Raw genomic sequence first — 12,562 nt, forward strand, 5'->3', positions numbered from 1 at the left:
TGTCAATTACGAAGAATCCAGAGGGGATGAGCGTAAAAATGAACAAGCAAAAGATTGTTTTGGTCACAGGGGCATCGGCAGGTATAGGTAAAGCTGCAGTGGAACTGCTTTTACAAGAAGGATTTATTGTATATGGAGCCGCCAGGCGAGTGGAAAACATGAGGGATATTGAATCCAAAGGCGCATATATTATGGCCATGGATGTGACGGATGAGGCGTCTATGGTAAATGGCGTGAATCGGATCATAAAGGAACAGGGCAGAATCGATGTTCTATTCAATAATGCGGGATATGGCTCCTACGGTGCGGTCGAAGATGTGCCGATGGAGGAAGCAAGACGCCAATTTGAAGTGAACCTTTTTGGATTAAGCCGTCTGACACAATTGGTTCTTCCTTATATGAGAAAGCAAAAATCGGGGAAGATTATCAATAATTCATCTGCAGGCGGCAAAATATATACTCTGCTCGGTGCTTGGTATCATGCTGCAAAACATGCGCTGGAAGGATTCTCCGATTGTCTGCGCCTGGAAGTCAAGCCATTTGGTATTGATGTCATTATTATTGAGCCAGGGCCTACTGAAAGTGAATGGTCAGAGGTTGCATTTGAACATGTGCAGCAAACATCAGGGAATACAGCATACAGTAAAATGGCCGATGCTTTTATAAAAACGTTTAAAAATTCGGGTTCTGCTTATTCTCCTGATCGGGTAGCGCTATTGGTTTCAAAGGCTATCCGATCTAAAAAACCGAGAACAAGATATGTGGCGGGCAATGCCAGAGCCGCTTTATTCATGCGAAAAATCTTGTCAGATAAAATGTTTGATCGTGCTCTCTATCGCATGTTTAGGATTTGATAATTTGCAAAAAGGCGCGATCTTAAATTGACGAAACGTCACGTCAAATATCAAATTCCGATGTAGCTTCTTTAATGTTCTTTACAGAACTCCAGCCTTTTGTCTGCTCCATGCTCACTTCACGATAATCGGTTTTCCCTTCTGTCGCCGGCGGGCGCAATAAATTCTGAGTACTACCATGAATAGGTTGCCGGAATGATCGGACCATTTTATGATGGAGAGGACTCTATAAAAAGGGGGCTGCCCTAATAAAATGAAAATCAGTGAATTATCCAAAAAGACCGGCGTCAGCGTAAGGTCGATCCGGCATTATGAAAAGAAAAACATCATTCAGGCGAGACGTCTGGAAAATGGTTATAGAGAATTCGATGAGTCCGTCATTGAACGCATCAGGAATATTCAGCTTTACCTTGGCTTGGGGCTGACTACCGAGCAGATTGAAGAGATTCTTAGCTGTGAGAACAGCGCTCCGTCAGATTATGAGTTCTGTGAAGAGATGCTGGAGAAATACCAGGAGAAGCTGAATAAAATTAACGATCAGATCAATTCCCTGGAAGTGGTTAAACAGCGCCTTGAGGAGCAAATTCACAATATGACAAGCAAGCGGTTGGTTAAGAACGGATAATCTTATTAACTGAAATCCGGAAAAATAGACCGGGAGCAAAAAATAGCGGTGCAAGGATAGCCTCCTTGTACCGCTATTTTTTCATTTCTTGGATGTCATTCCTTCAATGATGCGTGTGAAGGCATCCGCGCCATAGCCTTCTTCGACCTTTTGAGCAGCAAGAGTGTAAATGGGCGTTAACCAGTCCGCATTGATGTCCATTTCCGCACTGGTGCGGATGATGTGATCCAGAGCCAGTTTGTTGGTATTCATGTTCGAAACATCGGTGGTGTAGTTTTCGTCATCCAGCGCCTTTGCACCGTTCGGATCGGTTAAAAGCGGTGTAATCAGATACCTGAGCCAGCTGTCCGCATAAGGAAGAAACTCCGCGGCGCTAATGCCGCCCGTTTTCAGCATCGCGTGTGCGTGAATGTGACCATGCCATGCACCGTACATCATCGTAAGCAGAGCCAGATCGTACAGCAGAGGCACGCCGGGATCGTTGCTTAAATAGGTAGTGCTGCCGCCCAGTACTTTGAGCATCGGTTCGTAGGTATCAAAGACCGCCTTCGTTCCCCCATAGAAGATAAGGGCTTCCGGAGCACCGATCATCGGCGGGATGGCCATTATCGCGCCATCGAGATAAGCGATGTTATGCTTGGCTGCCCATTCTGCTGTCCGGCGGGCTTCCTCCGGCGTTCCCGATGTCAGGTTGATCAGCACCTTGCCTGCAAGTTCGCCAGCCAGCGGTTCAAGCAGCTCATGTACCACATGATAGGTGGACAGGCAGACGACCGCCACAGAGCTTGCCGCAAGAGCCTCTGCATGAGTGTCCGCGACGGTTGCTCCTTCTGCGGCGAGGCGCTCCCCCTTGCCCTTCGAACGATTCCAGACCGTAGTCGGATAGCCTGCCTTCAGATACGCTGCGGCAATGGCCAGCCCCATATTGCCCAGTCCGATGACGGAAACCGGAAATATATTTTCATTTGTCGCCATGTTTGATTCCTCCATTTATCCAATAAATATCGCAGTGACAATCAAACTGTAAACGATGACACTAGTGTCAATGTCAAGGGCTGACTCCGGTAAAAAGTCAAAATGAGCGTGAAGATGATCAAAATACCGTCAAAGCAAAGGCGCTAAATTTTTTTAAGATAGAGGAAAGTAAATTCAAAACATGACATTAAGCGAGGTGTTAAAAATGGCACAACCTTCCCGCGCTCTGGCCGGCAAAACCCTGGTCAGGAATAGAAGGGGCTCCCTGCAGCGTGGCGAGACATTGGCGGGCCTGCTGTTCGTCGGCCCCATGCTGCTGGGCGTCACCATTCTGGTGCTGCTGCCGATTATCGCCACCATTGTACTCAGCTTTGCGGACTGGAATTTTGTCGCAGGCTGGAACGGCATCAAGTGGGTCGGCCTCGGCAATTTTGAAACACTGCTCAAGGATGAGGCTTTTATCAAATCGGTGCGCAACAATATTGTGTTTCTGCTTACGGTGCCTGTTTACATGCTAATTTCGATGGTGCTGGCCGTCATGATTAACAAAAATGTGTATTGGAAAGGTTACTTTAAAGTCGCTTACTTCATGCCGTATATTTCCAGTATTGTGGCGGTTGCTGTCGTATGGCAGGTGCTGTTTCAGCCGTCGTACGGTCCGATTAACGAGTTTCTGAAAGCGATTGGTATCGCCAATCCGCCGAAGTGGATTGCGGACCCTAATTTCGCCCTCATTTCCATCATGATGATTTCCATCTGGACGTCGATCGGCTTCAATATGATCATCTACATTGCCGGTCTGCAATCCATTCCGGAAGATCTGTACGAAGCTGCCGAAATTGACGGAGCGGGCGCATGGGTGAAGTTTACCCGCATTACGTTTCCGCTGCTGTCCCCGACATCATTCTTTTTGCTGGTGACCGGTATGATCTCGACGTTCAAGGTGTTCGATGTGATCGCAGTGATGACACAAGGGGGACCGATTGGCTCTACAAGCATGATGGTGTGGTATTTGTACGAGCAAGCCTTCGTGAATCTGAAGGTTGGTTATGCATCATCGGTTTCCGTGGTGCTGCTGCTCTTTGTGCTGCTGATTACGTTCGGGCAATGGGCCGCCCAGAAAAAATGGGTCAATTACTAGCGAAAGGAGAGGAACGAATGAATGCAGCCGCAGCCAAATGGGATTGGCGCAAAACTATCATCACCGCAATCATGTTCGTAATCAGCCTTCTGTTTCTGCTTCCTTTTTTCTGGATGCTGATCACCTCCTTCAAGGTGGAGAAGGATGTATTCATCTATCCCATTCAATGGATTCCGCGGGAGTGGAATGCGATCGAGAATTACAAGGAGGTGTGGTTCGGGGAGTATCCGTTTTACCTGTACTACTGGAATTCCATTAAGGTCAGCGTGCTGACGACCTGCATTTCCTGTCTGGTGTCAAGCCTGGCGGCGTACGGCTTCTCCAAGGTGAATTTCAAAGCAGGCAAATGGCTGTTCATGATCGTCCTGGCGACGTATATGGTGCCTGGTCAGGCAACGCTCATCCCGCAGTTTATTTTGTACCGCAATATCGGCTTGTTCGACAGCCATCTGGGACTGATTCTGCTGGGCAGCTTCAGCGTGCTTGGTACCTTTATGCTGCGTCAATTTTTTATGGGGGTGCATCAGGAATTTATTGAATCCGCCAAAATTGACGGCGCCCACCATGGAAGGATCTTCTGGTCGATCGGGCTGCCGCTCGTTAAACCAGCCGTTGCGACCTATGCGATATTGCGTTTTATCTGGACGTGGAATGACTATCAGAATCCGCTGATCTTTCTGCGCTCCGACCACTTGTTTACGATTCAGCTTGCCATGCAGAAATTCACCTCCCTGAGCGGAGAGTTTTACTCCCTGATCATGGCGGCGGCCGTGTCGGCTATCTTCCCGCTGCTGATCGTATTTATCATCGGACAAAGAAGCGTGATCAGCGGAATTGCGCTGGGTGGTGTTAAAGGATGAAGTAAGCGTATTCAAATTAGTCAAAATAGTTCGGAAGAAGTAAAAATTGTTTCATGAGCCGCCGAATTCCCCCGGTTACAATGGGGTGGAATACAGCTATACTTCAATAAGGAGGGTCTTGCAGATGAAAAGGAAATGGATCGCCGGCTTCCTGGCCGCGGCTCTCATGGCTGGGCTGCTTGCTGGATGCGGAAGCAGCGGCACCGCCACGGAAAGTAATTCGAGCGAAGCAGGGGTGAACCTGCGGCTCTATACGTACGGAACGGAGGAGGCCTACAACTGGAAGGAAACCATTGCCGCTTATGAAAAGGCGACTCCGGGCGTTACCGTGGAGGTTGTCAATCTGAGCGAGAAGGGTGATACGGCGGAGGCCACCAAGAAGCTGGATCTGGCCGCAGCCTCCGGTGAACCGATGGACATTCTGATGTTCAGTGATGCTGCCGGATACGCACAGCGGGTAGCGCTTGGCATGGCAGAGCCGCTTGACGATTATATCGCCAAGGACGGCTATAAGGTAGAGGAAGATTACAAAATAGACACCCGATTGAACGGCAAAGTGTATGCGCTTCCAGGCAAGTTCAATCCTTGGTATGTGCTGCTGAACAAGGATCAGCTGGATGAGGCGGGACTGCCGGTGCCAACGGACTGGACATGGGATGAATATGCCGAATATGCCAAAAAGCTGACCAAAGGTGAAGGCGCTTCCAAGAGATATGGAACCTACTTCCACGGGCCGCAGGGCGGCGGCTGGCTGGAATTTGTCAAGCTGATGATGATCAATCAGCCGCAAGGCTCCGATTTCTTGAAGCCGGATGGCTCTTCCAACCTGGACGATCCCAATTTCAAGCGTACGCTGGAGCTGCGGGTGAAAATGGAGAAGGAGGATCAGTCCTCCGTTCCTTACTCGGACATGATCTCGCAAAAGCTGAATTATCGGACACAGTTTTTTAACCAGTCGGCGAGCATGATTACGATCGGAAGCTGGATGAACACGGAAATCGGCGGTACAGACAAGGTGCCTCTGACATTCCATGTGGCCGTGGCTCCGTTTCCGAAGAACGACAAGGCTGATCCCATCGGTTATTCGCCTGTAACGACGGATTACGTCTCGGTAGCGGCCAGCTCCAAGCATAAGCAGGAGGCGTATAACTTCGTCCGCTGGTATACGACGGAAGGACAGATTGTGCAAAACAAGAATGTTCCGGCCTGGAACCAGGTGAAGGAGGAGGAAGTGACCAAGATCATTGAGAAAATACTTGCCGGAACGAAAAATCCCGAGCTTGTCGACACACAATCGCTGGTGAGCACGCTCCTTGCCTCGAAGGCGTCCGAGCTTGTTCCGCCAGCCTCCTATCAAGCAGAGGTCTACAAGGTGATCAACGAGGAATACGAGAAGCTGATTCTCGGCAACCAGGATATCGATACCACCGTCAAGAACAGCCAGGAGCGCACCCAGGAAATTATTGATTCCAACAAAAAATAAGATATTGACCCTGTGCAGGGGCGTCACAAACGCCCCTTTTTTTCTATATAAGGGGGGCATCATGAAATGCTTGGCAGATTACGGAAACAACTCTTGTCGCAATCGATCCGCAATAAGCTGCTTTTGACCGCCATTGCCTGCGTGCTGCTGCCAACGGCTATTACACTGCTGACGTACAACGCCTTGACACAGGAGGCCGTTCAGCGGCAGGCGGTGTCCAATGCGCAGGATTCTCTCCAGCTTGTAAACGGCTCCGTCACGGGCTTATTCAAGAGCATGTTGAACATCGCCAATTACATACAGGTCAATGCGGATATGAACTCCTACTTTAAGATCGTCAACGCCGGCGGAGAGCTTTCCGCGAAGCCATATGAGGCTTTTATCCGGGAAAATAACATTCTCGAACAGCTGGAAAATCTGACGGTCATCGGCGACAAGAGTTATGTAACCGTACTGCTGACCAACGGAAAAAGCTACACCAACTATTCGACCAGCGATTACAATCCCGCTGATCTGAAGCGCGAGCCCTGGTTCGGGGAGCTCGACAAGCTGCGGGGCTTCCAGTCCTATTGGGTGGCGACGAGGCCCACCGTGTTCAGCATGGAGAAGCTTGATAACCCTTATCAAATTTCCGTAGCCCGTACGTTGCGGCTTGAAAACGGCGAAATTTACGGGTATATCATCGTTACTGTTATGGAAAATCAGGTCAATGCCATCTTTGACCAGCTGATCGCCGGCCAGGAGGTCATGCTGATCGACGGCTCCGGCCGTATCCTTTCCCATAAAGACCGGACGCGGATCGGCCAGGAGCTGGATTTACGCTTACGGGAGGCTGGAGCACCCTTAGGCTCGCAGGTTGTACGGACTGGGGAAGAGCGGTATTTGGTAGCTGGGCAGTCTATCTCCTTTAACGACTGGCGGCTGCTCTCCGTACAGCCTTACAAGCAGGCGGCTGCCAACATCAGCTCGCTATTCAAGCGTGTATTTCTGTTTCAGCTTGTCTCCTTTTTCTTCTTCCTCATGCTGCTTATTGCGCTGCTGCGGGCGTTCACGAAGCCGCTCGTCAAGCTTGGCAGGGTGACGGCCGCGGTCCAGCAGGGCAATCTGGACGTCCGCTCGGGTATTCGGGGGCAGGATGAGATCGGGCGGCTTGGCCTCCTGTTCGACCAGATGCTTGACCGGGTGAAGCAGATGCTGGTCGAAGTATCCGAGACGCAGGCGCGCAAGCGCAGGGCGGAGCTGAGGATGCTGCAGGCGCAAATCAATCCGCATTTTCTGTTCAACGTCCTCAACTCGATCCGCATGAAAGCGATGCGGGGCGGGGACCGGGACAGCGCGAAGATGATCGGCTCACTCTCCAGACTGCTGCGGATGACCATTACAAGCGAAAAGGACGATATTCATCTGCACGAGGAAATGGATCTGATCACCTGTTATGTGGAGCTGATGAATCTGCGGCAAAAAGAAGAGGTGATGCTGCGGCTTGATATTGCTTCCGAAGCGTTCATGCTGCAGGTGCCCCGCTTTTTCCTGCAGCCGATTGTGGAGAATGCGATCATCCACGGGCTGGGCCAGCGGAAAGGGACGATCGCGATCCATGCCGAAATGCATGACGGCGGGGCCATCGAGTTATCCGTGGCGGATGATGGAGAAGGAATGAATGAAGAAGAACTGGGGCGGCTCCGTAATAGTATTCAAGTCCAATCTGACGGAACGATGCGCGGGCGGGAAGGGCAGCATAAAGGTTTTTCCGGCATCGGGCTGCCCAATGTCATGGAAAGGATGCGAATGGTTTTTGGAGACGGCTTCCGGATGGATGTGCAAAGTGAACCAGGAAAAGGAACAGAGATCAGAATGCGAATTCCGGCGAAGGAGGAAGCGCCTGATGTATAACGTGATGCTGGCAGATGACGATTATCCGGTGATTGAACTGCTTAGCGAGACGATTGAGTGGGAACGGCTCGGCTATCGGTTGATGGGAATACATGAAAACGGGTTGAGCGCATGGGAGCAGGCTGAGCGCCAGATGCCCGATGTGCTCATTACGGATATCGGGATGCCAAAGCTGGACGGACTGGAGCTGGCGGCACGCATCAGCGAGCGCAGGGCGGGAGTAAGAATCGTCATTCTGTCCTGTCACAGCGAGTTTCAGCTAGCTCGGCAGGCAATGCGGCTGAACGTGCAGGAGTATTTCCTGAAGGATGCGCTCGATCCCGAAGATTTATCGCGGCTGCTGGTGCGGCTGAAGGAAGGGCTGGATGAAGAACGGCGCATGAACTGGGAGCAGGAACGGCTGCACAGGCTGCTGAACGAGACGAAAGAGCTGCGCCGGGAGAAGGCGATCAAGAATTTCATTCATCAGCCTTTGCTATCACCGGAAACGTGGAGGCGGGAGGCCGAGAGCTACGGCTTGCTGTTAAGTGGAGAGCAATGCCTGCCTGTGATCGGTTTCGTCGACAACTATCGGCTGGTGAAGCACCGCTTTGCGTCAGATCAGACGCTGCTGTTTGCCGTAGGCAATGTGATGGATGAAGTGCTGCAGGCGGGAGAACTGCGCGGGCAGCATATCGGCTATGATGTTAAACGTTCCTTGCTGTTGTTCTCCTATAAACCAACGCTTAAGGTAAATGTCATGGATAGGCTCAAGGAATCGCTGCGCCAAATTCAAAACACGCTGCTGCAGGTGCTGAAAATCCGCATGTCTTTTCTCATCGGTTCCTCCGCGGGCACACCGGAGCGTCTGAAGGAGCACCTTATTGAGTTGCTGGACAGCGAAGAGCAGCGGTTCTATCTGGGAGAAGGCGATTGTGCCAAACGTTCCTCTGCCGCCCTGCGGTCAAATCAGGATTTGTTTGAGCATTACGATGCAGCGAGCCAGCAGCTGCGGGCGGTGCTGCTGGGCAAGAGCGTGCAGGAAGCGAGACTAGCCGCGCAGCAATGGATTGAATTCATCCGCGTACGGAAATATCCGTCCGAGATGGTGAAGGATTGGACGCTCAAGCTGCTGCTGGATCTGAAGCTGAAGCTGCATACGCTTCAGCCTGTGCGATCCAGCCATACGGCCGATACGCTGCACCGGGAGATTGCCGAGCTGGACTCGCTCGACCAGTTCGGAGACTGGCTGGCAGACCATCTGTGCGCGTTCGTCTCGGCCAGAACGGGGAGCGCTGCGGCCAGCAAACGGACAGAGATTGCAGAGGCGTGCAAGTACGTTGCACTGCATATCGGCCGCCGGATCTGTCTGGATGAGGTGGCCGCCCATCTGCATCTGAATGCCAGTTATTTCAGCAGGCTGTTCAAAAAGGAGATGGGCATGACCTTTATCGAGTACGTTACACGCATGAAGGTGGAACGGGCCAAGGAGCTGCTCGACCATACGGGGCATACGGTCGGGGAAATTTGCGAGCAGCTCGGATATGACAATCAGAGCTATTTCATCAAGACATTCAAAGTCCATACCGGAGCGACTCCCGCCGAGTACCGGGGATAAGAGGCGGGCATTTAGGCAAGGGGAGTGACAGTAATGCTTGGCACTGAAGAAGTTCGTGTGAACATGGAGCGGCTGGCTCCGTTAAACCCGGATTTTTATTACAAGCGATGCAGCCAGGAGGAGTTTTGGCAAAGGGTCGGCGCTGCGGAAGAATACGAAGCAATTGTTACTGAAATCCGCCGGGAAGAGAAGCGACTTGCGGATTTACCGATACCAGAGCTCACCTTCGGCTTGTTCACTATATTCGAGAAACAGGGCTCGCGCCTCGAATATGAAAGCGTATACTTTGAACGGCGACGCCGCTTGAATACGTATGCGCTGCTGTCTCTGCTGAAGCCGGACAACAAGACATTTGCCCGCGAGCTGCATGAAGCGATCTGGTCCATATGCAATGAATATACGTGGTGTCTTCCTGCACATGTGCGGAGCACGAAGGTGAGCGGAGCTATCGATCTGTTTGCGGCGGAAACCGGTTTTACGCTGAGCGAGCTGCTTCTGCTTCTGGGAGAGAGGCTTCCCTTATTGCTGCGCGCACGGATCAGGGAGGAGGTGGAAACCCGCCTTCTTGAGCCTTATTTGAAAGGCGGGCCATTTGAATGGGAGACAGCCACCCATAACTGGTCAGCTGTTTGCGCCGGATCAGTTGGCGCAGCGGCGCTGCTGCTGCTTGATCCCTCCGAGAAGCTGACCACCATTACTGCCAAAGCGCTCGGCTCGATGTCCTGTTATTTGGCTGGCTTCGGGGAGGATGGCGCCTGTCTGGAGGGTGTTGGTTATTGGAATTACGGCTTTGGTTATTTTGTGTATTTTGCGGATCTGCTCAAACGCCGTACCGAAAGCCGCATCAATCTTTTTGAGCATCCGAAGGTCCGTCAAATCGCTTTGTTTCAGCAAAAATGCTACCTGCATGCCGATTCCACGGTCAATTTCTCGGACTCGCTAGGTCGAGTGCCGGTACAGATCGGACTGACGCATTATTTATCGCGTCTCTACCCGGAAATGGAGCTGCCGCCTGTCTCGATTCGGGCTTCCTATACGGATGATCACTGCAGCAGGTGGGCGCCGGCTTTCCGCAATATCGTCTGGTTTGATCCGGAGAAGCGGGACAACTCTTGGCGGGACGCGGATTATTTTTTGCCTGATGCAGAGTGGATCATTTCACGTTATTCTACGGAGCACGGCAGCTTCGGCTTTGCAGCCAAGGGAGGAAACAATGATGAGCCGCATAATCATAACGACATAGGCGGTTTTATCCTTTATGCCGGTGGGATTGCACTTGTGGCGGAGTTGGGGTCCGGAGAATACACGGCGGCTTACTTCGGAGAGGAACGCTACAGCTTCGACTGCAACGGCTCACAGGGGCATTCCGTTCCGATTGTGGACGGCTGCTATCAACAAAAGGGTCCCGGCAGCAAGGCGAGGGTACTGCAAGCGACTGTCCATGATAGTGAAGTCAGCTTTCGTCTGGACATCACGGCGGCTTATTCCGCCCCACGGTTAAGCTCGCTGGTGCGCGAGCTCGTATGGCGCAAGTCAGGACTTCCATCCCTGAAGCTGTCCGATGAATTCAACTTCACGTCTCTTCCTGGCAGCGTCGTCGAGCGGCTGGTAACGATGTGTCCGCCGGTGATCCCGGAAGCGGAGGGAGCAGGGGGAAAGGGAGTTTTCGGAAGCCTGCTGCTGCGGGGGGAAGGCAGCCGTCATGCGGCAAGAGTTGTATATGATACGGAGCTGTTAAAGCCAATTGTTACAGAACGGGTATACAGGGATCATTTTGGAAGAGACACACCCTGGTATACGGTGGACTTTGAACTCCGGCGTTTGGATTTATCTATCCGGGTGGAATTGGACATTGAATTGATAACTTTGGAATAGGGAGTGATTACATGTTGGAAAGAAAGACGCCGGAGTGGCTGGACGGAGCTTGGGAGAACACCGTTCGCAAAACGGTGCGGATCAGCGGACGGATCGGAGCGGGGTTTCCGCATGCAAGCGTCGGCGGAACCTATGTGCTGGAGGCGCCGCATTGGTGGACGGCTGGCTTCTGGCCGGGGCTGCTCTGGCTGGTGTATGAGGAAAGCGGTGACGCGAATTTACGCGGACTGGCGGAGCAGTGTGAGGCACAGCTTGATCAGGTGCTGCATGACTATACCCGTCTGGATCATGATCTGGGATTTATGTGGACGCTGACGAGCATCGCTGCCTATAAGCTGACCCAATCCGCCGAATCGCGGCGGCGGGCGCTGCAGGCGGCCAATTATTTGGCAGCACGCTTTAATTTGCAAGGGCGGTATATCCGTGCCTGGAATCCGTGGAGGGAAGGGGAGGACAACGCGGGCATAGCCATCATCGACTGCTGTATGAATATGCCGCTGCTCTACTGTGCTTCAAAAACGAGCGGTGATCCGCGTTACAGGCACATCGCCGACGCTCATATGGAGACGGTGCTGGAGCATTTTATTCGCCCTGACGGATCGGTCTATCATATTGTGCAGTTCGACGCATTCACCGGGGAATGCACAGGCCAGCTAGGCGGCCAGGGATATGCGCCGGAATCCGCCTGGTCGCGGGGCACGGCCTGGGCATTGTATGGCTTGGCGCTGGCCTATCATCATACCGGAGAGCGCAAATACATCGATGCGGCGAAACGTGTGGCGCATTACTTCCTTGCCCAGCTGCCGGAGGATTCTGTGCCACATTGGGATTTTCGTATACCACCGGAGGTAACGAAGTACCGGGATTCCTCTGCGGGGGCATGCGCGGCAAGCGGTCTGCTGCTGCTGGCGGATAAGGTCGGCGAGCTTGAGGCCGATGCGTACCGTAAGGCGGGAGTGCGCATTCTGGAATCCCTTTACCGCAATTATGGCGCCTGGGACGATCCCGGGGAGGAAGGGCTGGTCAGGCATGGAACGAGCCATTATCCGGAGGGGAAAAACATAGATGTCCCGCTTATTTATGGCGATTATTTCTTTGTGGAAGGCCTTGCCCGCCTGCGCGGAGGGCGAACGATATTCTGGGAATAGCAAACAGAATGGATCGGCTATGCATTCAACCAACGTTAACAAAAAGAGCTTTTGACGGCACCGATTCATCCCATACCTGAAGACATGGGTTTTCTAGGCTTAATTACTATA

The 12,562-nt window shown here is 52.3% G+C and carries 10 protein-coding genes; 9 read left to right on the plus strand and 1 reads right to left on the minus strand.

The window, feature by feature from the left end:
* Positions 1 to 38 precede the first annotated feature (38 nt).
* Both ACE5KN_RS02480 and ACE5KN_RS02485 read left to right on the plus strand, forming a co-directional pair.
* Positions 39 to 854: an oxidoreductase gene (locus tag ACE5KN_RS02480; RefSeq protein ID WP_375526934.1), complete on the plus strand. Its 816-nt coding sequence runs from the start codon at positions 39 to 41 to the stop codon at positions 852 to 854.
* Between the two features lie 253 nt (positions 855 to 1,107).
* The gene (locus tag ACE5KN_RS02485) at positions 1,108 to 1,479 is read left to right on the plus strand and encodes a MerR family transcriptional regulator (protein WP_375526935.1); all 372 of its coding nucleotides are present in this window, start codon (positions 1,108 to 1,110) and stop codon (positions 1,477 to 1,479) included.
* An 81-nt stretch (positions 1,480 to 1,560) separates the two neighbouring features.
* Here the strand turns inward: ACE5KN_RS02485 and ACE5KN_RS02490 are convergent, their stop codons facing one another.
* A complete protein-coding gene (locus ACE5KN_RS02490) occupies positions 1,561 to 2,454 on the minus strand; it encodes an NAD(P)-dependent oxidoreductase (RefSeq protein WP_375526936.1) in 894 nt (297 codons plus the stop codon).
* Positions 2,455 to 2,659: 205 nt separating this feature from the next.
* Between ACE5KN_RS02490 and ACE5KN_RS02495 the strand changes: the two genes are divergently transcribed.
* From ACE5KN_RS02495 to ACE5KN_RS02525, 7 genes are all read left to right on the plus strand, one after another.
* Complete coding sequence (locus ACE5KN_RS02495) at positions 2,660 to 3,595, plus strand: carbohydrate ABC transporter permease (protein ID WP_375526937.1); 936 nt, start codon at positions 2,660 to 2,662, stop codon at positions 3,593 to 3,595.
* 17 nt (positions 3,596 to 3,612) lie between these two features.
* Positions 3,613 to 4,455 carry a carbohydrate ABC transporter permease gene (locus tag ACE5KN_RS02500; RefSeq protein WP_375526938.1) on the plus strand — a complete coding sequence of 281 codons (843 nt, stop codon included), beginning with the start codon at positions 3,613 to 3,615 and terminating at the stop codon, positions 4,453 to 4,455.
* Positions 4,456 to 4,579: 124 nt separating this feature from the next.
* A complete protein-coding gene (locus ACE5KN_RS02505; protein WP_375526939.1) occupies positions 4,580 to 5,938 on the plus strand; it encodes an ABC transporter substrate-binding protein in 1,359 nt (452 codons plus the stop codon).
* A 66-nt stretch (positions 5,939 to 6,004) separates the two neighbouring features.
* On the plus strand, positions 6,005 to 7,831 hold the full coding sequence (locus ACE5KN_RS02510; RefSeq protein ID WP_375526940.1) for a cache domain-containing sensor histidine kinase: 1,827 nt from the start codon (positions 6,005 to 6,007) through the stop codon (positions 7,829 to 7,831).
* Positions 7,824 to 9,428 carry a response regulator transcription factor gene (locus ACE5KN_RS02515; protein ID WP_375526941.1) on the plus strand — a complete coding sequence of 535 codons (1,605 nt, stop codon included), beginning with the start codon at positions 7,824 to 7,826 and terminating at the stop codon, positions 9,426 to 9,428. The genes ACE5KN_RS02510 and ACE5KN_RS02515 overlap by 8 nt, the downstream gene beginning before the upstream one ends.
* Positions 9,429 to 9,461: 33 nt before the next feature.
* Positions 9,462 to 11,303, plus strand: a complete 1,842-nt coding sequence (locus ACE5KN_RS02520; RefSeq protein ID WP_375526942.1) for a heparinase II/III domain-containing protein — start codon at positions 9,462 to 9,464, stop codon at positions 11,301 to 11,303.
* Positions 11,304 to 11,314: 11 nt separating this feature from the next.
* Positions 11,315 to 12,451: a glycoside hydrolase family protein gene (locus tag ACE5KN_RS02525; RefSeq protein WP_375526943.1), complete on the plus strand. Its 1,137-nt coding sequence runs from the start codon at positions 11,315 to 11,317 to the stop codon at positions 12,449 to 12,451.
* Positions 12,452 to 12,562: the final 111 nt, after the last annotated feature.

The organism is Paenibacillus terreus (genome assembly GCF_042138595.1).
GTDB lineage: Bacteria > Bacillota > Bacilli > Paenibacillales > Paenibacillaceae > Paenibacillus > Paenibacillus terreus.